A 21274-nucleotide genomic window follows, 5' to 3' on the forward strand; every position below is an offset into this window, starting at 1 on the left:
CTGCCTACCGACTCCGGCGGCCGGTCAGCCGGTCGCGGCGAGGATCACCAGGAGGACCAGACCGGCCGCGGCCGGGGCGATGATCTCGTACGCCCAGCGGACCTGCGGCGCACCCTGCGCCCCGGCCCGGTCCGCGTACCGCTCGGCCATCTCCCGCAGGTCGGCCACGGTCTGGTCGCTGGGCGCGATGCGGGAGGCGTCCCGGACGTCGGCGGTGATCGAGGTACGTCCGTGGGGATCGTCCTGGGAGGCGCGGGCGGCCCGGCGCGCGGCCTTCTTCCGCTGCCGCAGCGAGACCGGCACGGCCCACAGCTGGTACTTGGCGCCCTCCTGCGTGAAGACCTCGCTGGAGTAGCCGGCCCGGACGTCGGCGACCGAGGCCCACGGCAGCAGGATCGAGCGGAAGGGGTTGCGGATCCGGAGCCGGTCCTCGTTGGCGTACACGGCGGGCCGGACGGTGAAGGCGATGATCAGCGGCACGGCGAGGACGAGCCCGGCCAGCGACAGCCAGGGCGTCCGGCCCTCGCCGCGCAGCATCGCGTCGATCGAGAGGACCAGCACCAGGGCGAGCATGAAGACGCCTCCCGCGATGCCGAAGGCGGAGCGGAAGACACGGTCGGCGGAGGTCGGCTCGGGGTTCGGCCCGGAGGTCGGCTCGGGGGTCGTCATGCCGCCGATTGTGCCTCAGGAGGTACCGGGAGACCCGGGCGCCCCGTCCGTACCGGGGTCATGCCGGGCGGGCGGCGACGAGGTCCGCGTACAGGATGATGTTGTCCGGCCGGTGGCCGTCGACGAGTTCGCCGCCGCAGGTGATCACGCGCAGCTCGGGCCGGCGGGTGTCGCCGTAGACCTTCTCCGTCGGGAAGGCGTCCTTGTCGACCTGCTCGAGCTCGCGGACGCGGAAGACGGCGGCGGTGCCGTCCGCGCGGGTCACGGTGATCTCGTCGCCGACCCGGACCTTGGCGACGTCCTTCAGCACGGCCGGCCCGCGCGCGGTGTCGAAGTGCCCGATGAGCACGGCGGGCCCGGTCTCACCGGGCGTGACGCCCTTCCCGTACCACCCGATCCGGTCGGCATCGGCCACCGAGGGCACCTCGACGGTCCCGTCCGCGTTCAGCCCGAGGCCCAGGACCGGCCGGGCGTCGACCCCGGCGGCGGGCAGCTGAACCCGCACGGGCAGCGAGCGGGCCAGCGGCCGGACGGGGGCGGCGCTCTTCGTGGGCGCGGGCGGGGTGGCGGGCGCGGTGGCCTCCGCGATGCGGGCGGGCGGGGTGGCGGGCGAGGGGCCGGACGCCGAGCAGCCGGTGAGCGCCACGAGGGCGGCCAGGAGGAGGACGGAGGCGGTACGGGTACGGGTACGGGTGCGGGTGCGGGTGCGGCGACGGTTCACGGGAGGGCTCCGGGCGGGACGGGGTACGGCCGGCCGCCGCGTGGGGCGCGGCGGCCGGCCTGATGGGGTGGTGCTCCTGCTCGGGTCAGGGTCGAGGAGCGGGTGATGCGGAGGAGCGGGCGGGGCGGAGAGCCGGGCGGGACGGGGGTCGGTGGGACGGGGGTCGGTGGGACGGAGGTCGGGCGGAACGGGGTCGGGTGGGACGGAGGTCGGGCGGAACGGGGTCGGGTGCGGCCCGGCCGGGAGTCACGGTCCCGGCCGACCGCGGCGAGGGCCGCCGCAGGGGCCGATCCGGCGGCGAGCCCGCCACGAGAACCGGCCCGACGCCGAGTCCGCCGCGGACGCCGCGGACGCCGCGGACGCCGCCCCAGCGGCACGTCAGCCGCGGGAGCCGACCCGGCGGCGCAGGGCGACGAAGCCGAGGCCGGCCGCGGCGAGCGAGGCCGCGCCCGCGCCGGCCGCGATCAGGGCCGTGGAGTCGTCCTGGGGGCCGAACTCGGCGCCGGCGGCGACGCCGCCCTTCGGGACGACCGTGGTCTGGCCGCCGTTGTGGGGGGTGGTGTCGGCGGGGCGCTCGGTCGAGGACGCGGGCTTCTCGCATCCCTTGGGGAGCTTCGGGAACGCGGTCCACCGGAACGGCGCGCCGCCCTGGGTGCGCTGGCCGAGCTGCGGGGTCCTGGTGTTCGCGTCCTTGATCGTGAGGCCCTGGCCCAGGTCCTCCGGGTGCTCGCGGTCGACGGTGACGAGGGCCTTGCCCTTCTCGTCCTTGAGGACGGCCTTCGGGCCCGTCTCCAGGTCGTTGGTGAGCGTGACGGTGAGGAGCGCGAAGACGGAGGGGACGTCCTGCCGGACGGCGCACTCGCCGATGACGACCGGCTTGCCCCCGGTGGGCCTGCCCTGGTCGACGCCGCCCTTGTCGTACGGCTGCGGGGCGGCCTGCTTCGCCGAGCCGGGGACGTAGGCGGCGAACTGGCCGTCCGCCTCCAGGACGACGACGGCCTTGCCCAGGCGCATCACCTGACGCTGGCCGTTGGCGTAGACGTAGTCGTCGTCCCCGGTGGTGGGGTCGACGCGCCGGAGGCCGAAGGTCGTGTCCATCGCCCGGAGTTCCACGACGGTGCCGTCGACCAGGCGGTAGAGGCCGGGCTCGGCGGGGGCGATGTTGCCGACCCAGTTGTAGGAGGTGCCGTCGGGCTCGAGGACGTAGAACTCGCCGTTGTCCTGGCCGGCGGTGGGGAGCCCGTCCGCCTTGAGGACGCCGACCGGGGAGCCGTCGCGGAACAGCTCGGCGCGGTGGTTCCCCGCCTCGATCCTGTAGATCTTGGCGACGGTCCCGCCGATCAGGGTCTCGGTCCGGACGAGGACCCCTGTCGCCGGGTCGGAGGTCGCGGGCGCCGGGGTGGCAGCGGCGGGGGCGGAGGTGGCCGGGGCGGAGGTCGCGGAGGTGGTCTCCACGGCCGGGGCGGCCGGGGCGGCCTCGGCGGGCGCACTCGCGGTGGCCGTCGCACTCGCGGTGGCCGTCGGCGCCGGTGTCGCGTCGGCGGCGAAGGCGCTGCCGGCCGCGAGGACCGGGGTGGCGGCAACGCCCGCGACGAGCGCGGCGGCGAGGGCGGTACGGAGGGCGGTGCGCATAACGACTCCCGAGGAAGAATCGGTGACGGGTGGGAAGAGCCGCATGCCGGTGACGTCTCGATCGGGAAGGGCCGGTGAGTTCCCCTGGCTGCTGACAAGAATCTATTGATCTTGTATGTGGGACCGATCCGCTCCGTGTCACGAGCGCGTGACAGCCGTCACCTCTCTCATGACTCCTGCCGCCGCACGACACCGGGCGACCCCCTCCCCTGTACAGGTCGCTACGCGCGTAGATATGCTCGACTGGTGACCATGCCCACCACTGCATCCGCAGCAGCAGCTTTCGCCGACGTGACCGCGTCCGAGAGCACGCTGCGCCGCTTCCTCCACGGGCTGCCCGGCGTCGACGCCGTGGGCCTGGAGGCGCGCGCCGCGTCCCTCGGCACCCGCTCGATCAAGACCACGGCCAAGGCGTACGCCATCGACCTGGCCATCTCCATGATCGACCTGACGACGCTCGAAGGCGCGGACACCCCGGGCAAGGTCCGGGCCCTCGCCGCCAAGGCCGTCCACCCCGACCCGACCGACCGCACGACCCCGACGACCGCCGCCGTCTGCGTCTACCCCGACATGGTGGCCACCGCCAAGGCCGCCCTCGCGGGCTCGGGCGTCAAGGTCGCCTCGGTCGCCACCGCCTTCCCGGCGGGCCGCGCGGCCCTCCCCGTGAAGCTGGCCGACACCGCCGACGCGATCGCCGCCGGAGCGGACGAGATCGACATGGTCATCGACCGCGGCGCCTTCCTCGCCGGCCGCTACCTGGAGGTGTACGAGCAGATCGCCGCCGTCAAGGCCGAGTGCGGCGACCGTGCCCGCCTCAAGGTGATCTTCGAGACCGGCGAGCTGTCCACGTACGACAACATCCGCCGCGCCTCCTGGCTCGGCATGATGGCCGGCGCCGACTTCATCAAGACCTCGACCGGCAAGGTCGCGGTCAACGCCACCCCGGCGAACACCCTCCTCATGCTGGAGGCGGTGCGCGACTTCCGCGCCCAGACCGGCACGCAGGTCGGCGTGAAGCCCGCCGGCGGCATCCGCAACACCAAGGAAGCCATCAAGTTCCTGGTGCTGGTCAACGAGACGGTCGGCGCGGACTGGCTGGACAACCACTGGTTCCGCTTCGGCGCCTCCAGCCTGCTCAACGACCTGCTGATGCAGCGCCAGAAGATGGCGACCGGCCACTACTCCGGCCCCGATTACGTGACGGTGGACTGATCGACATGACCTCCCCCTTCGAGTACGCCCCCGCGCCCGAGTCGCGCGCGGTCGTCGACATCGCGCCGAGCTACGGCCTGTTCATCGACGGCGAGTTCACCGACGCGGCCGACGGCAAGGTCTTCAAGACCGTCTCCCCCTCCACCGAGGAGGTCCTGTCCGAGATCGCCCAGGCGGGCGAGGCGGACGTGGACCGCGCGGTGAAGGCCGCCCGCAAGGCCTTCGAGAAGTGGTCGGCGCTGCCCGGCTCCGAGCGCGCCAAGTACCTCTTCCGGATCGCCCGGATCATCCAGGAGCGAAGCCGTGAGCTGGCCGTCCTGGAGACCCTGGACAACGGCAAGCCGATCAAGGAGACCCGCGACGCGGACCTCCCCCTGGTCGCCGCGCACTTCTTCTACTACGCGGGCTGGGCCGACAAGCTCGACCATGCCGGCTTCGGCGCGAACCCGAAGCCGCTGGGCGTGGCCGGCCAGGTCATCCCGTGGAACTTCCCGCTCCTGATGCTGGCGTGGAAGATCGCCCCGGCGCTCGCGACCGGCAACACGGTCGTCCTGAAGCCCGCCGAGACCACCCCCCTCTCGGCCCTCTTCTTCGCGGACATCTGCCGCCAGGCGGGCCTCCCGAAGGGTGTCGTCAACATCCTCCCCGGTTACGGGGACACCGGCGCCGCCCTGGTCGCGCACCCCGACGTGAACAAGGTCGCCTTCACCGGCTCGACGGCCGTCGGCAAGCAGATCGCCCGCACGGTCGCCGGCACCGACAAGAAGCTCACCCTGGAACTGGGCGGCAAGGGCGCCAACATCGTCTTCGACGACGCCCCCATCGACCAGGCCGTCGAGGGCATCGTCAACGGCATCTTCTTCAACCAGGGCCAGGTCTGCTGCGCGGGCTCCCGCCTCCTGGTCCAGGAGTCGATCCAGGACGAGCTCCTGGACAGCCTCAAGCGCCGCCTGTCGACGCTCCGCCTCGGCGACCCGCTCGACAAGAACACCGACATCGGCGCCATCAACTCCGAGGAGCAGCTGGCCCGCATCACCTCCCTGGTGGACCGGGGCGAGGCGGAGGGCGCCGAGCGCTGGACCGCCGCCTGCGAGCTCCCGGAAGCGGGTTACTGGTTCGCCCCGACGCTCTTCACGGGCGTCACCCAGGCGCACACCATCGCCCGCGACGAGGTCTTCGGCCCGGTCCTGTCGGTCCTCACCTTCCGCACCCCGGACGAGGCCGTCGCCAAGGCCAACAACAGCCAGTACGGCCTCTCCGCCGGCATCTGGACGGAGAAGGGCTCCCGCATCCTCGCGGTCGCGAACAAGCTCCGCGCGGGCGTCGTCTGGGCCAACACGTTCAACAAGTTCGACCCGACCTCGCCCTTCGGCGGCTACAAGGAGTCGGGCTTCGGCCGCGAGGGCGGCCGCCACGGCCTGGAGGCGTACCTCGATGTCTGACACGACCCGACTCTCCGTCTTCAAGACCTACAAGCTGTACGTCGGGGGCAAGTTCCCCCGCTCCGAGAGCGGCCGGGTGTACGAGGTGACCGACTCCAAGGGCAACTGGCTGGCGAACGCCCCCCTCTCCTCCCGCAAGGACGCCCGTGACGCGGTCGTCGCCGCGCGCAAGGCGCAGGCCGCCTGGGCGGGCGCCACGGCGTACCTGCGCGGCCAGATCCTCTACCGCGTCGCCGAGATGCTGGAGGGCCGCCGGGACCAGTTCGTCCGCGAGGTCGCGGACGCCGAGGGCCTGTCGAAGTCGAAGGCGGCGGCCCAGGTGGACGCCGCGATCGACCGCTGGGTCTGGTACGCGGGCTGGACCGACAAGATCGCCCAGGTGGTCGGCGGCGCCAACCCGGTCGCGGGCCCGTACTTCAACCTCTCCACCCCGGAGCCGACCGGCGTCGTCGCGGTCGTCGCCCCGCAGGAGTCGTCCTTCCTGGGCCTGGTCTCGGTGATCGCCCCGGTCATCGCCACCGGCAACACGGCCGTCGTGATCGCCTCGGAGAAGTCCCCCCTCCCGGCCCTCTCCCTCGGCGAGGTCCTGGCCACCTCCGACCTCCCCGGCGGCGTGGTCAACATCCTCTCCGGCAAGGCCGCCGAGATGGGCCCGCACCTCGCGGCCCACCTGGACGTCAACGCGATCGACCTGACGGGCGCCGACGCCGACCTGGCCAAGGACCTGGAGACCGCCGCGGCCGACAACCTGAAGCGCGTCCTGCGCCCCCGCACCGAGGACTTCGCCGAGTCCCCCGGCACGGACCGCATGACCGCCTTCCTGGAGACCAAGACGGTCTGGCACCCCACGGGTTCGCTGGGCGCGAGCGGCTCCTCGTACTGAGCCACTCCTGAACCGAGGGCCGCGCCTCCTCTCCGTCCGGAGGGGGCGCGGCCCTCTTGCCGCCCGCGTCCTGAACTCCCTCAGCGTCGAGTCCGGCCCCGGCCCGGCGGCGACGAGATCCCCAACCCAGTCAAGGACGCCATCGGCGTCGACATGATCGGCTTCCAGGCCCGCCAGACGGCGGGCAAGAAGGTCCTGCCCGAGATCCGCACCCTCCTGGACACCGACCGAGAACCGCGCTGCGAGGCGGTCAAGTCGTCACGGTGCCGTGATCGAGGGTGGGCACGCTCACCGAGCGCTCACCGCTCGCCCCGTGCCGGTGGCAGGCGCAGGTGCAGCGCGGCACCAGGACCAGGCCCCCGCCGTGCGGCAGAGGCACGTCTCTGGTACGGCGGCACGCGTCGTGCAGATCCTCGTAGCCGTCCCGGCCGGCGAGCGCGCATTCCGCCGACAGCCTCGGCCCACCCACGCGGGCACAGGGGCTCACCGCTCACCCCCGGCCCGCTCACGGGCGGGCGGCAGAAGATCGAACACGTCCGGCACGGGAGGGAAGTGCGGCGCGCACTCACGGCAGGCGTACACGTTGAAGCCGGGCCCGGAGTTCTGGTGCACCTCGGCGACCAGAACCGGGGCGTCCGTGATGCGGCTGCACCTCACGCACATCCGCACCGGCTTCCGTGCCGACACCGCGTCGGAGGCCGTCTCACTCACCGGGACACCCCCGCCCCGTGCAGGACCCGCGTGTCCAGATCGATGCCGAAGTCCGCCGCAAGCACGAGTGTGAGGCGCCGCCGACGCTGGCGCGCCCGCTCCTGCCGCCGCTCATGCTCGACCGGATACGGGCGCGCCAACACCACGTCGTCACACCACAGCACCGGAACATGCGGCAGGGGCAGCGTCGTCGGCGTATCCGGCTCCAGGACGACGGGCGGCAGGACGGCCACCCGGTGACGACCGGCTGAGGGCCGGAAGAACCGCAACAGCAGTTCGAGCAGACGGGCGATACAGTTCACGAGTCGACTCCTTCGCAGTCGGCCACGCCCCGGGGCCGTTCGCGCGGTCGCCGGGGTCTTACGTGCCAACTCAGAGTGCCGACATACGAAGGCCGGAACTATCAGACATCACTGATAGCCCCGGCCACTGATTGACACTAAGTCACACACCAAGCCATGCACCGTAGTTGCTGAACGTGTCGGGCATCCGTCGCTTCGCTGCTTCCAGCCCGGCATACGTTTCACGCACCGTCGGGTGGTAGCGGGTCTGCTGCGGGGCGAGTTTGCGCGCCTTCAGGAGACTCCTGAACGCCGCGTCAGTGCGGCCCGTCCACATCAGGGCCCGAGCGACCTCTGCGTGATGGTGCGCGAGCCGGGACGCGGGCCACCCGTCCGGAGTGGTGATCCGTTGTGCTTCGTGGACCGCTTCGGGATACAGGTCGAGTTCCGCCAGCACGCTCACACGGTGAACGCCGACGTTGGTCGGCCCGAACGACAGCCAATGAACCTTCTCAGCCGGCCCCGTCCGCTCAGCGATGCGGGACGCCTCGCCGAGGTGCGCCTCCGCGGTGTCCCTGTCCTTGTCACGTCCCGCCAATACAGCGGCGCCAAGGTGCAGCTGTCCGGTGACGACGTCGAGAACCCGCCCCGTCTCCGCCTGCTCCAAGGCGGACATGCCCAGGCCGATCAGGCGCTTGCCCGTCTTGTAGTCGCTCGCCCGGAGGTAAGCGAGCGCCCGCAGGTACTGACGCATCCCGCCGAGCAGCGGATCGGATGCCCGCTGCGCCGCCCAGTCCATACGGTCGAGTGCCACCGAGCACAGGTCCGGGAATCCGAGCTTCGTCGTCACATCGTAGGCAGTCCGATACGTGCTCGCGAGCAACCGCCAGTTGCGGTCAACAGGGTTCGTGTGCACAGTTGTCGTGGCCTCATGGAGCAGGCCGGGAAGGTCGGCGGCAACCTGCTTGATATTCGTCGCGCGGACCATGGCACACAGCCTCTCCGCGTGCTCTTCCAGCTCCTCGACCGGGCGGGGGGTCACGTCGGGGTCGGGGCCCAGGTCGTAGACGTTCAGAGCCTCGCGGATCGGGTTGATCAAGGCGTCGAACTGGTCTTGCCGCAGCTCCTCAAGGTAGGGCTGCCCAGTCAGCTCGGTGACTGGTACCGACAGAGCGCGGGCGACCGCCCCGATGACCGAAGGGCTCGCGGGCATGATGCCCTGTTCCACCTTGGTGAGCGTGCTGTACGAGACGTGCGAGAGATCCGCCAACTCGCGTTGCGTCAACCGACGGACTTTGCGCGCATGCGCGATGCGCGCGCCTGCGTGCTCTTCAGCGTGCGGGGGCATACTGGTCTCCGTTCTGCTTCGACACCAGAACGGTACCCCTGATCAGTCACAGGGGAACGGTGATCGGCCCTCGCCGGCGGCGGGGGCCGATGCCAACGAACCCGCACCCGAGCAAGCCGCCGACGCGAAACGCCAAGTGATCACCGCATCCGCCGACATGACCAGCGACCGCACCGCCGAACGCTCTCGCGTCGTCCCTGCGCAGCCTGCTCGACCACACCGACGCGCCTGAGGTGCGCGCACTGTCGTAACGAGCACGGGCCTTGCGGATCAATACGAAATCGCAGGCTGTAGGCTCACGTCAAAGACCCCATGGAACGCGTCCCCTCGATTTCGGGAACGCCGAGAGGATTTCCCAAGTCAGTTCAGGTACGCCTGGTGACTGACGACTGATCTTGGCCTCTACGCTTCCAGGGGATTGACAACACATCGAAGCTCCGGATGATACAGGCGACTTGGTAGGTCACCGGCATCAACCGGAGCTTCGTTTGCGTGCGTGGCGGCCCGCCACCCCATCGCCATGATGCCGTGACCAGCACGGATCCTTGATCGATAAGACTTTGGAACCGCCCTGGAGACGTTGCCGAAGAGGTTCAATCCCTACAGGCAGACCTCGGACGGATCGACATCAGAGGCATCCCAGAGGACGCCATCCCCGTCCAGCACCCAGGTTGCCCGGGAGAGATTCGCGGAGATGCGATGGACGACTCTTGCAAACATCTCCTCCCATCGACACTCCACCATGCATGCCGTGGCATTGGCCATATCAGGTACCTGCACTCCCGGACGAAGGGAGTCTGGACCCTCGCGCCAATCCCAATCGGCTGACGGATCTACCTCATACAAGGTAAAGAGGTGACCTTGCTCATCTTCCAGCTGCACGACGTCTACGCTGGATTTAGCTCCGGCTTCAATCAAGATGCTGCGAGCCTCGCCGAAGAGGCCGGCGGAAGCCGAGATCAAGTATGCCCCTTTCACCCCATCTCCCGTATTATCGCAAGAAGCTCCTCCGGGGTCTGCGCAATGAGAATCCCATCCCGGGCCGCCGCATTCAATGCCGCTTTTGGCATGTCGGGAGCATACCCGACAGCGGTCACACCTGTGGTCTCCTTGGTCTTCTTTATTTGATTGGCCAACCCGCGAGCATTACCCGACTTCACTTGGATGTACAGATTCCCCAGGCTGATATCAATCTCTCGCGACAGTCCATTAAACATCGGAACCATACTGTTCACCTCCACGACCCTTCCGGGCATAACGGCATCAATGAGAGTCGCCATTTCTCCGACATGAGCATCGCTTGAAGTGAATGTCCTACCTACCGCAAGTTTACCCACGGCGGCAACTTGACGGGCTCCGCGAACTGCGATGACGCCCCTCCCGACCACGATGACGTAGCCGACTCCATTGACGACCGTCCAGCCGCAGCCCGCCCAGCTACCATCCACACAGTTCATGAAGTCCGTGTAGCCACTGAGATCCTTAAGGGCACCGATAAGGACTTCCTTGAATACACTTCCACCCTTCAGGCAACCGATTTCAGTCGCCACACCAAAGATGCACCACTTCATCCCAAACTTGTAGGTGTATCCATGGTCGGGGTCCAAGATTGCGTCGAGTACCGGCTGCGGAATCTCTATCAGATCGGTCGTCGGCTGGTCGCTTCCATAAGTTTCACCACTGCCGCCTCCAGCGTGCCCCGTTCCCGTGGAAGTGAGAACAGTGTCAGACCCAACAGGCGCATCGTCATAATCTCCTAGCATCCCACCGTAAGGCGCCTTACTGCCGCTATTCCCCGGGCTTCCCGGGTTGCCGCCGCTCACTGCGCTATTAGGCCGTGGCGAGCAGGAGTTTCCGTATGCCCCGCACGTTTCCCGCAGGCCCGTGGGGTCAGAGGAGGTTGCCGGGTGCTGGTTGGCGTAGCTGTAGCCGTTGAGTGACTGGTGCTGGTCGGTGGAGAGCAGCGGGTCGACGCTGAGGAACTGGCCCAGGGTGGGGTCGTATTCGCGGGCGCCGATGTGGGTGAGGCCGGTGGTCTTGTCGTCGGTCTTGCCCAGGAAGCCCTTGTCGTCGGGCCAGGCGGTGCCTGTGAGGGTGCCGCGTTCGGCGCCGAAGGGGCTGGTGTAGCGCTTGCTGAACGCCTGGGTGGCGTCGGCGGAGATGGCCAGGCTCTGGGTGCCGTGGTGGTCGCCGGCGAGGTAGGTGAGCTTGTTGGTGCCGGTCTGGTTGGAGCGGACGGCGACGGTGAGGCTGCCGGAGGCGTAGTGGCGCTGGGCCCACGTGGTGCCGTTGGCCCTGAGGTGGAGCTCGGTGGCTCCGGTGTACAGGATCCGTTCACCGCCCTGGGTGGTGCGGATCAGGAGGATGCCGTCGGCGTCGTACAGGTAGTCGGTGTTCTTGCCGGATTCGGTGAGTCTGGTGAGCTTGCCCTCTGCGGACCAGGTGAGGTCCTGGGTACCGGTCTTGCCCGGGCGCTTGGTGGTGTTGCCAGCGGTGTCGTAGGTGTAGCTGCGCGTCGGGGTGGTGCAGTTGGCCGTGGTGCTGGTGCCGGTGAGGATGTGGGGCTGGCTGCCCTTGTAGCAGTAGGTGGTCTTGGTGTCACCGCTGCTCTTGTGGACGGTCTCGGTGTCGCGCTGGCCGGCCTGGGTGTAGGTGTAGCTGGTCCAGTACGGGGCCGGGCCGGACAGGCTCGTGGCGCTGCGCGGGTCGGAGCAGTTGCGGGACGCGGGGGTCCAGGCGTCGGTGAGGCGGCGGTGGCCGTCGTAGGCGAAGCACTGGGTCTCGGCCGACGAGGTGCCGCCGAGGGTGGTGGGGTCGGCGATCGCGGTGACGTTGCCAGCCTGGTCGAAGGTGTAGTTGAGGTCCTGCAGCATGTACGGGTGGGTCTGATCCGTGACGTGGCTGCGGGTCAGGCGGCCGGTGCCCTCCTCGAAGGTGTTCGTGACGTAGGTCTTCTTGTGTTCCTCGGTGTCGGCGGTGCCCATGATCAGCTGCTGGGGCTGGCCGAGGGCGGAGTAGTCGACGCCCAGCAGGTAGCCGGTGGTGCCGCCGATCGAGGTGAGGTTGCCCAGGGTGTCGTAGCCGTAGCTGACGACCTCGGACGGCAGGCCGCCCATGGCCGGCTCTTTGGTGAGCTGCAGGGTGCCGTCGATGTTGTAGTCGCTGGAGTACTCCAGCGTGGACTGCGCTCCCGCTTGTACGAACGGGTCGCTGGCGGGGAGCTGCAGCGTACTTCTGAGAGCACGGGAGAGGCTGTCGTAGGCCGTGACGCTCTTGGTGTACGCCTGCCCCGTCTTGCCGCCGACGTAGCGGGTGGAGGAGGCGGGCAGCCCCTTGAGGAGGGTGTCGTAGGTGTAGGCGGTGAGCTGGTTGGCATCGGTCTTGGTGCCGGACCAGGTGCCCACCGGCCGGCCGAGTTCGTCGTAGTCGGTCAGGACGGACTGGCCGCGCGAGTCGGTGGTCTTGATGGCCTGGTCGAGGGCGTTGTAGACGGTGGTCGACTTGCCCTTGTCCGGGTCGTCCGCGCTGGTCTGGCGGCCGAACAGGTCGTAGCCGTAGGTCCACTGGGCGCCGTCGGGGCCGGTGATCGACGTCTGCCTGCCGTCCAGCGCGTGGGTGAACTTGGTGGACGTGTACGAGACGCCGAGAGTGGCACCGTAGCCGGTGTCGGCGGGGTCGGGCCCCGCGTACTCGCGGGTCTCGATCGTCTGACCGCGGATGTCGGTGATGGTCCGGGCCGCCGAGCCTCCCTGAAGGGCGGTGGTGGCGGTGGAGTCGCCGGTGTAGCTGGTGGACGTGGACCACTTCTTGGCGCCGTACACGTACAGCGTGCTGGTGGTCGCCCGGCCTGCGCCGTCGAAGACGGTTTCGGTCTGGGTGGGGGCCTCCCCGTACAGGGCGCGGTTGTAGGTGCCGTTGGGGGCCTTGGTGTTGTCGAAGATGTCGGCGTGGGTCTGGTAGGCCAGGCCGCGGGAGTTGTAGCGGGTGTCGGTCAGCAGCCTGCCGCCCTGGGGGGTCGGTGACTGGGTCTGCAGCGGGCGCAGCAGGGCGTCGAAGATCGCGTAGGTGGTGTTGTAGGTGGTGCCGTCCTTCTTCAGGGTCGCGGTCGACACCCAGGACTGCTCGGCGTTGCTGAGGTGGTAGGCGAACTTGCGGTTGGGGCTGTAGCCGGCGGTCCTGTTCCGGTTGGGCAGCCACACAGCGGTGAGTCGGCCCAGTGCGTCGTAGGCGCGCTCCGTCTTCTTCAGGTTCGCGTCATAGACGCGCTCCGGCTGTCCGCGCCGCGGGTCGAGAAGGCTGGCCGACTTGTACCCCTTGGGGTCGGTGACGATGGTCTTGGTCAGCGGGCCGGCGGTTTCGGGGGTGTAGGCCGTGCTGGTGGTCCTGTCCTCGGTGTCGGTCACGCTGAGCGGGCGGCCGAGCGTGTCGTAGACGGTAGTGGCCGTCTTCTGCCAGGTCACCGCCCCTGCCGTGCCGTAGCCCTGCGCGCGGCCGGTCCAGGTCGCCAGGCCCTTGGTCGGCTTCATCGTCGCCGACCAGGTGGCGGCGCCGTCGTAGGCGATGGCCGCGTCGAAGAGCACGTCGCCGCGGCGTGTGGAGTCCGTCGGCAGGTCGAGATCGGTGTCGGCGACGCTGCACTGCTTGCCCACCGTGCGGGTCCGCGAGACCAGGGCCGTCAGTCCGGCGGCGTCGTTGCGGGCGTACCAGGTGCGGGTGCAGGTCTCGTCGCCGGGGGTGCCGTACAGGCCGGAGTCGTACGAGGTGACCGGCATGCCGTAGTCGTCGAAGGTGGTCTGGACGGCCCGGCGGCGCCAGGTGTCCGACGCGGTCAGGTACGTGTAGGTGGTGGTCTGCTTGGTGCGGACGTACCGGGCGACGTGGTCGGCCGAGTCCGGCACGCCGGTCTGGCGCGCGGTCTCCTTGGACCACGGCTGGTTCGCGGTGACCGAGATCGGCTGGGTACCGTTGTAGACGACCTGCTCGCGCAGCTGGCCGGCGTACTGGTCGCTGTCGGTGAGCGTGGCGAGGCCGACGGCGGGCTGGGCCAGCGGTGTGACCGTCACCGACTTGGTGGTGCCGTCCTTCTTCTTGTCGCCGTGCATGCCCTGCATGTACAGCGAGACGGTCTTGGAACGGGTCGTCTGCAGCGCGCCGGTGTACACGGTCACCTGGCGGTAGCCGCGCCAGTCGGACCAGGTACGCTCGTCCTTCGGGGTGAACGGCTCGTCACTGTAGTGCCAGGCCGCACCGGAGTAGTCATAGGCGTGCTCGACGGCCTCGTTGTGACCGGCCGGGTCGGAGATGCCGACGGCCAGGACGCGGTACTTGTGGAACCAGTCCACCGACGCGTTCGACGAGCCGTTGATATTCCAGTACTGCGGGTAGCAGCTACGGGTGTTGGTGTCCTCGGCCGCGCCCAGCACCTGGCTGCGCACGCACTCGGGCGAGGACAGGGTGACGGTGGTGATCGCGCCGGTCTCGGAGGTGATGGTCGAGATGCGCGGACGGGTCAGCGGCAGGATGTCGTCGGTCGCGTCGACCCGGTTGGGCCGCATCTGGTACGTGAACGAGATCGGGTTCAGGGTGATGGCGGTGGTGCCCGCCTTGCCGGTCCGCTTGAGCGACTGCAGGGTCAGGACCTGGTCGCTGGTGTCGCCGATGTCGCCGCCGTCCAGGTACTTCTGGGTCAGCGCCCAGGAGTCGACCGCGTCGTAGGCGCTGGTCGTGGCGTTCCAGGAGTAGGTGTTCACCCCGGTGAGGCGCTTGCGGGAGAAGAACGACGGTGAGGATGCCAGGCACTCGCTGTCCCCGCTGGCGCAGATCGCGTCGAAGGGGACGTCGGGCCAGTTGTCGGCGGTCTCCTTCGTCAGCGACGTGCAGTCCGTCGCGGTGCACCGCTCGGCGTAGCCGAACGTCACCTTGGCGTCGGCGTCGTCGGTGAACAGCGCGCCCTTGCGCAGACCGTACTTGATCTCCTTCAGGTAGCCACCACGGGTGTAGGACGCGTTCGCCGTGGTGGCCTTGTTCTTCTTGTAGTAGTTCGCTTCCTTGGCGTACCAGTAGGTGGAGGCGTTGCCGTGGACGTCCTCGACGTAGTCGAGGTTCCAGCGCCACGCCTGCGTCAGCGACCGGTTCGCGAAGGTGCTGCCCGCCGAGTAGCCGGGTTCGCCGGAGTCGTCGCCGAAGACCGGGACGGTCCAGGTGGAGTTGGTGCGCTCAGTGGTGGCGCCGTCGAGCTTGTCCAGGCCGAAGACGTACTTCGTGCCGTTTCCGGTGGTGACGGTCCAGTGCTCGCCGTCGTCGTCGCCGTTGGCGGCGCCGGTGGAGCGGGTCACCTTGGAGGCGTCGTCGCCTTCCAGGCGCCACGTGCCGGTGGCGGTGTCCTTCACCAGGCGGGAGGAGCTGCCGTTGAGGACCAGCCGGGCGTTGTCGTACTTCCAGCACAGGTCGAAGACGTCCGTCTGGCCGTCGTCGTCGCAGGAGCCGTAGCTGCGCTCGATGTAGGACTCGGACAGGGCGAAGCCCTCACCGACCGAGGTTCCCTGGTTGTTCGTCGTCGCCGTACGGCCGTCGACGCTCCCCGAGTCGTACGACAGCGACAGCGACGGCGCCGGGCCGGCCGCGGCGGGCGGCATCGTGAAACCGTACGACCACGTGAACGAACCCGAGCTGCCGCCCGCCTCCCACGAGGAGGACTCCGACAGCGCGGTCGCCGAGTAGTCGCCCGTGCCCGACGGCGACTGGCCCCCACCGCCCCCGGCCGCCGTGACCGCCAGGACCGTCGCGCCGGAGGCCGCGGAAGCCAGCTGCGTCGAGAGGCCGCTGTCGGTCTCGGGCAGCGCGACCTGGGCCGAGACGGACTGCTCACGCACGTCGTTGGCCGACTTCAGCGGGGTCTGCTCGCGGCAGTCCGCCTTCTCGGGAGTCGTCAGCACACAGGCCGGCAGCTGCACCAGCTGCAGGCGCTGCGCCCAGCCGCCGCCTACCTTCGAGGCGAAGCCGGAGTAGTCGACGGTGATGCCGGCCGGGCCGGCGGTGTCGGCTTCCGCGGTCAGCAGGACACCGGTGATGCCGGCCTTGTCGGCCGTCTTCTGGTCCAGGACCGTGATCCGGGCCGTAGCGGCCGTCGTTCCGGCCCACTTGTCGGCCTTCGACTCGACGGTCACCGGGACGCCACCTGGCGTGGCCTTGCCCGCCTTGCCCTTGGTGAGCGTGACGGTTGCCTCGCCCCGACCGGGCCAGGCACTCCTCTGCTCCGTCAGGGCCCGCCGGGCCTGCTCCGCGTTGGCCGCCAGGTCCTGCGCGACCTTCGCCCGGGCCTTCTGCGCCCCCGGCGAGTCGACCGCCTTGACCTTGCTCACCCGCTGCTCGGGCAGCTTCGTGCGCCCCAGGCCCCCCTTGCCGTCCGTGGCCTGTGCCACCGGCGCCAAACCCACCGGGACCATGAGAGCCAGAGCCAGTGAGTGTACGAGGAGCCGTCTGCGGCCCCGTCTCTCACCACCAGCCCATTTACTTGTAGTGCCTATGCCAAAAACCATCTGCTCAGCTCTCTACTCGTCCAGAAGTGGATACGTCACAAAGTCATCGCTGCGGCCGTATACGGCCGCAGTGCGGGCAGCAGCGGTACCTCCGCCGCTGCCCGCACACTTGAACCGTTCAGTCCCCCACGGTGGTAGTGATCTGGTCGGAGCCGGCCATCGCCCCGGCCCACACCCGCACTTCCGCGATCCTGGCGGGCAGGTAGTGCTTCCAGGCGCCCGAGGAGAAGCCCTTGCCGAGGGCGAAGTCACCCGAACCGAGCTTGGCCGTGAACGCCTTGGCGTCGCCGTTCTCCTTGTAGCCGACATAGAGACTGATCGTGCCCGACTGCGCGTCGTGGATACCGGTCAGACGGACGCTTCCCAGATCGGCCACCTCATCGGACACGACCGAAGAGAGCGTGGTGCCGTCGGCGTTCAGCCGTCCGAAGTGCCACTTACCAGCCAACGTGATGCCACCCTCAATGGGATCAACATCCTTGCCAACCATCTCGTACCAGAAGCCCCACGCCGAACCGTCCGCCGAGCGCTGGCCCAGCACCTGACCCACATAGGGGTTCTCCGGGCTGGCGTTCTTGGTCACGAGCTTTGCTTCGTCCAGGTCCACCCGCGTGGTGACGGTGAAGGAACCCGTGTCGTCCATCAGGGGGCCAGGAGCCGTGGCGGCGTCGTCCACACCGTCGAAGACGATCTTTCCGTCCTTCACCGCCGCACCGCCGGACAGGGTCAGCGGCCTGCCGTAGCCCGAGGTGGAGTCGGGGATCGTGGTCCCGGAAGCACTCTCGGCGGACCAGTGCGCCACCAGCTCGGCTCCCGCGTACCCCTGCGAGATCAGAGCCCGTGCGTCATCCGCGACGTTGGTGTCGGTCAGCGCGCGCTGCCAGGCGGACACCTCGTCGATCGTGCCCTTGAACGGTGCGGTACGGGCACCCGCCCAGAGGTGGCGACCCATGTTGAACGGACCGGTTGCCGACCAGGAACCGGCCACCACCTTCGTTCCCTGCAGCTTTCCGTTGACGTAGAAGCGGACTTCCTTCGTGCCGGGGTCGTAGCTGCCCGCGAGATGCGTCCACATCCCCACAAGAGGCGCGTCCTTACTGGACACGCTGACGTGCGGCGTGCTGTTGTCGGCGTTCTCCTTGACGCCGAACGCCCAGCGGTCCCAGCCGTCCTCGTACCAGAGCAGGAACGGGCTGTACTTCGTGCCGTCCTGCGCGAGGACGGCACCGTCCTGGGCCTTGCTGTCGAGGCGCACCCACGCCGAGACCGTGTACGCCAGCCCCGTGTTCAGAACAGGCGCGCTGGTCGCCGCGTACGCTCCCGTGCCGTTCAGCAACAACCCCAGATCGGTCTTCTCTTTCGCCAGCGGCTCGCCCTGGGCGTTACGCGTGACCACCCCGAGCCGTCCGCGGCCGTCACGCACCGCGCCACCGCCCAGCGTCGCGTCCTGACGTACCCCGCCGCCGCCGAGCGCGCTGTCGAGCGCCACCGGGCCGCTGATCTTGCTGTCCTCGTCGAAGTGCCAGCGGCCTACCGGATCCTCGCCTCTGGCCACCTTGAAAGCGAGCGTGCTCTCCTTGCCCGGCCGACCGAGGCTGTCCACGGCACGGGCATAGATCGTGTATGTGCCCGATTTCTGGGGGTAGTAGCTGCCCGTGAAGAGACAGGGCACGCCCGGCTGACACGTGCTGCTCCAGGAAGCCGACTGGCTGAGCCGGTACTGGAAGTTCGTGACGTTGTCGTCAGCGGCGGCGGGCGCGAACAGGAAGTTGGCCCTGACCCCCGGCCCGCCGGCCCCCTCACAGTCGTTGGTCGGGCACTCGGCGTACGGGCCGCGGATCAGGATCTGCGGTGCCTTGGGGGCCGTGGAATCGACCTTGAAGTAGCAGAAGCCCGACGTGCTACTGCCCAGGGCGCCCGCCCCACCGTTGTAGTAGGAGTACGTCCACGCCTGGTAGCGGTACAGCTTCCCGTCGGTGAGCGCGGACCACCGAAGCGCGGCGAGCTGCCCGTCCCCGATATAGAAGGTCGAAGGCGCTATGGACCCGTTTCCGGCAGGGGTGTCGCTCCACGTTCCGTCGGCGTTCTTGTGGTCCAGGTCGAAGTAGATCCGCAGCTGGGCCTCGCTTTCACCGCCGGCCTTCGTCTGCGCGACCGCGTTGAGGGTCGGATTCGGATCGTCCAGCACCGCCGGGTCTGCCTCCGACGTGTTGCATACCGTGCCCGAACCCGCCTTCACTCCCACACTGGTCGGTTTGTCGGGGAGCCCGACGAAGTCCACCGCGAGAACGGCGTCGTTGCGGAACCGCTTCCAGGCCGAGGTGTCCGTCTCATCGTGCGCCCTCAGCTGCAGGGTGAGCCGGGAGAAGCTGCCCGCCGCGAAAGCCCGGACAGTCGGCGTGAGATTCTCGTTGGGCTCGGCCGGGTTGTCGTGGAACTCGATGGGAGCGGTGGGCGAGTCGGGGTCGCACAGGGAGCCCCGGCCGGCCGAGATGTTCCTGTCGACCATCCAGTCGAGTTCCTTGGGCCGCGAGGACCACGTGGTGGCGGAGGAGATGTTGTCCGTCCGGACCAGATCCACCCAGCGGGGCTCGCACTGGAACGCCCACGGCTCGGTGACCCGGAACGTCGCATCCAGCACGTGCTTGCCCTTGAGGGCGGCCGGCGAGAACTCGAAGTACAGCCGCTGCACATAACCGGGACCGCAGTAGTAGCCGTTCCAGCTGCCGCACTTGCCGACGCCCTGCCCCGGTCCTTGTCGCCGTTGTCCCAGGCATAGGACTTGTAGCCATCGGAACGCAGCAGCGTCCGCGTCGATGCTCCCCAGGTCACCGTGGGATCGATGTACAGAGGGAAGTGCTCCGCCTCCGTGCCGCGGAGCATGTCCGCGTCCGGCACGACGGACAGCGAGTCGGAAGTGACCTTCACGTCCATCGTCACCACCGTGTCACCACTCGACGGCTCCCCACTCGCCAGCTCCCCACCGTCACCACCGGAGGCGGGCTCCGACGACGACGCCGTCACCGATTAGGCTCCGAAGGCGGCCGCAGCAGGGCTCGCCGGAACCTCAGCGGTCTCTACGGCCTCGGGAGCACCCGCCGAGTCCCACATCTGGGCCGGCGGCGCACTGAAGACACGCTTGCCGTCTGCGTCCACCGCGGCAAGGTCACCGGCCGCCCCCTTGACGACCTTCAGGCCCTCAGCCTTCAGCACGTAGTCGACCTGCTGGAGCTCCGGATTGGCCGCGGCCTCAGGAGTCTTCACGACAAGAAGGTGACGGAAACCCTCAGTCGAGGCGATCACCCGCAGGTCGACGCCCTCCATGACCTCCCGGTAGACCGCGCTCGAGCCGTCCAGCTCCGGCACCGGAAGCTTCTCCGGCCAGCCAAGAGCAAGAGAACGGCCGCCCTTCTCGATCCGCACCAGCGGATCGCCCGACCCACCACCAGAGAACTCCATCTCCACAGCAGACGCCTTGGGCGCGACCGTTCCGTCGGCCCTCCGCTCCAACGTCGCGTCGGGAGCCTGCCACCCGCCACCCGGCGCGGCGGCACGGACGGGCACGGCGGACTCCTCCAGCGTGAAGCTGTAACCGTCCGGGTTCGCGTAGACCGTCGTACGCTCAGACCGCTCGCCGGTCACCTCGACCCGGGCACCCGTCTCCTTGGCATCCGCCAGCGCCTGCCGAGCCTCCGTCAACTCCGCCGTGTCCGTCGCGGCCGCGGGCACAGCCGCCGACGCCGCCGACGCGGCGGTGTCCAGGACCGGCACAGCCGACAGAACCATGACGGCGGCGATGCCTGCCACCACAGAGGGTCTCCCTCTGCCGCGCACGCCGCCCATGGCTCGTTTCCATCTCATACTCGTCCCCACCCCAAAACAATGTCGTTCACGTCATGCCACATGTGTGAAGGGCATACCACCCGGCCACGCCCCACGGAGAAGACCCACGCGCGAGGCGGCGTCACCGCGCCGGTCACCAGTCGGCGGTACCGATCTGCTTCCGCGCGTCCAGCCCCGTCGCCTTGCCGGGGTAGAGGAACAACCGGCCGCTGGAAGCCTCGACGCCCACCAGGTCATCGGCCCCGCTTCCGACGAAGGCCCCGCCGGCCAGGTCACGCATGCTGTTCCAGCCCCCGCTGCCGATCTCGGCACGGGCACTGAGGCCGTTGCCGGTACCCTGGTACCACCAGAGCTTTCCGGTCGAGGTCTCCGCCGCGACGATGTCGCTCTTGCCGTCGGCACCGAGATCCATGGCGACCAGATCATGCATGCCGTTCCAGCCGCCGCTGCCGATCTCCACGCGACCACTGCCGCTCGCGATCGATCCGGCGCCGTTGCCCGGGTAGAGCCAGAGTTTTCCGGTGGAGGTCTCGACTCCGGCGACGTCCGCCTTGCCGTCCCCGGTGAACTCACCGCTCACCAGGTCGCGCATGCCGTTCCAGCCGCTGGTTCCCATCTCGACCCGGGTCGTCAGCCCCTTGCCCACACTCGGATACAGCCAGAGCTTCCCGGTGGCCTGCTCCACCCCCACGAGGTCCACCTTGCTGTCCCCGTTGAAGTCACCACCCGCCAGATCGTGCATGCCATTCCAGCCACCCGTGCCGATCTCGACCCGGCCAGCACCCCCATACATCCACAGCTTGCCGGTGGACCGCTCGACAGCCACCACGTCATCGGCCCTGTCACCGTCGACATCGGCCACCACCACCTCGGCCATGTTCACGCTCGCCGCACTCGCCGCGACCGCCACGGTGTCAGGACTCCCGACACCGGACACGGACACTGCTCCAGACGCCACGGTGGCAGGCGCCCCCGCGTACACGGCCACCGCCGC

At 69.1% G+C, this 21274-nt stretch carries 14 protein-coding genes; 3 read left to right on the plus strand and 11 right to left on the minus strand.

Annotated elements, in window-relative coordinates; all coding sequences use genetic code 11:
• Window positions 1–24: 24 nt before the first annotated feature.
• From QK442_RS22200 to QK442_RS22210, 3 genes are all read right to left on the minus strand, one after another.
• Window positions 25–669 (minus strand): PH domain-containing protein, encoded by a 645-nt coding sequence (locus tag QK442_RS22200; RefSeq protein ID WP_282695771.1) that lies wholly within the window; start codon window positions 667–669, stop codon window positions 25–27.
• Window positions 670–727: 58 nt separating this feature from the next.
• Complete coding sequence (locus tag QK442_RS22205; protein ID WP_282695772.1) at window positions 728–1390, minus strand: class F sortase; 663 nt, start codon at window positions 1388–1390, stop codon at window positions 728–730.
• A gap of 378 nt (window positions 1391–1768) precedes the next feature.
• A complete protein-coding gene (locus QK442_RS22210) occupies window positions 1769–3022 on the minus strand; it encodes a hypothetical protein (RefSeq protein WP_282695773.1) in 1254 nt (417 codons plus the stop codon).
• A gap of 252 nt (window positions 3023–3274) precedes the next feature.
• On the opposite strand from QK442_RS22210, the gene deoC reads away from it, so the two are divergent.
• Genes deoC through QK442_RS22225 form a run of 3 tightly spaced genes read left to right on the plus strand, consistent with a single transcriptional unit; the run spans window position 3275 to window position 6559 of the window.
• Entirely contained in the window at window positions 3275–4234 is a 960-nt protein-coding gene (deoC, locus tag QK442_RS22215) for a deoxyribose-phosphate aldolase (RefSeq protein WP_282695774.1), read from the plus strand.
• Between the two features lie 5 nt (window positions 4235–4239).
• Window positions 4240–5676 carry an aldehyde dehydrogenase family protein gene (locus tag QK442_RS22220; RefSeq protein WP_282695775.1) on the plus strand — a complete coding sequence of 479 codons (1437 nt, stop codon included), beginning with the start codon at window positions 4240–4242 and terminating at the stop codon, window positions 5674–5676.
• The gene (locus QK442_RS22225) at window positions 5669–6559 is read left to right on the plus strand and encodes an aldehyde dehydrogenase family protein (protein WP_282695776.1); all 891 of its coding nucleotides are present in this window, start codon (window positions 5669–5671) and stop codon (window positions 6557–6559) included. Before QK442_RS22220 ends, QK442_RS22225 begins: the two co-directional genes overlap by 8 nt.
• 483 nt (window positions 6560–7042) lie before the next feature.
• Here the strand turns inward: QK442_RS22225 and QK442_RS22230 are convergent, their stop codons facing one another.
• The 8 genes from QK442_RS22230 to QK442_RS22260 form a co-directional block, all read right to left on the minus strand.
• Window positions 7043–7270 (minus strand): hypothetical protein, encoded by a 228-nt coding sequence (locus QK442_RS22230; protein ID WP_282695777.1) that lies wholly within the window; start codon window positions 7268–7270, stop codon window positions 7043–7045.
• On the minus strand, window positions 7267–7572 hold the full coding sequence (locus tag QK442_RS22235) for a hypothetical protein (protein ID WP_282695778.1): 306 nt from the start codon (window positions 7570–7572) through the stop codon (window positions 7267–7269). The genes QK442_RS22230 and QK442_RS22235 overlap by 4 nt, the downstream gene beginning before the upstream one ends.
• 142 nt (window positions 7573–7714) lie before the next feature.
• The gene (locus tag QK442_RS22240) at window positions 7715–8899 is read right to left on the minus strand and encodes a helix-turn-helix transcriptional regulator (RefSeq protein ID WP_282695779.1); all 1185 of its coding nucleotides are present in this window, start codon (window positions 8897–8899) and stop codon (window positions 7715–7717) included.
• 600 nt (window positions 8900–9499) lie between these two features.
• Complete coding sequence (locus QK442_RS22245; RefSeq protein ID WP_282695780.1) at window positions 9500–9862, minus strand: hypothetical protein; 363 nt, start codon at window positions 9860–9862, stop codon at window positions 9500–9502.
• A gap of 11 nt (window positions 9863–9873) precedes the next feature.
• Complete coding sequence (locus QK442_RS22250; protein WP_282695781.1) at window positions 9874–16344, minus strand: RHS repeat-associated core domain-containing protein; 6471 nt, start codon at window positions 16342–16344, stop codon at window positions 9874–9876.
• A gap of 211 nt (window positions 16345–16555) precedes the next feature.
• Complete coding sequence (locus QK442_RS22255; RefSeq protein ID WP_349239672.1) at window positions 16556–19129, minus strand: LamG domain-containing protein; 2574 nt, start codon at window positions 19127–19129, stop codon at window positions 16556–16558.
• A 335-nt stretch (window positions 19130–19464) separates the two neighbouring features.
• Window positions 19465–20244 carry a hypothetical protein gene (locus QK442_RS36380; RefSeq protein ID WP_349239673.1) on the minus strand — a complete coding sequence of 260 codons (780 nt, stop codon included), beginning with the start codon at window positions 20242–20244 and terminating at the stop codon, window positions 19465–19467.
• Window positions 20245–20413: 169 nt separating this feature from the next.
• On the minus strand, window positions 20414–21190 hold the full coding sequence (locus QK442_RS22260; protein WP_282695782.1) for a VCBS repeat-containing protein: 777 nt from the start codon (window positions 21188–21190) through the stop codon (window positions 20414–20416).
• Window positions 21191–21274 lie beyond the last annotated feature (84 nt).

Source organism: Streptomyces sp. CC208A, assembly GCF_030010625.1.
Classification (GTDB): Bacteria; Actinomycetota; Actinomycetes; order Streptomycetales; family Streptomycetaceae; genus Streptomyces.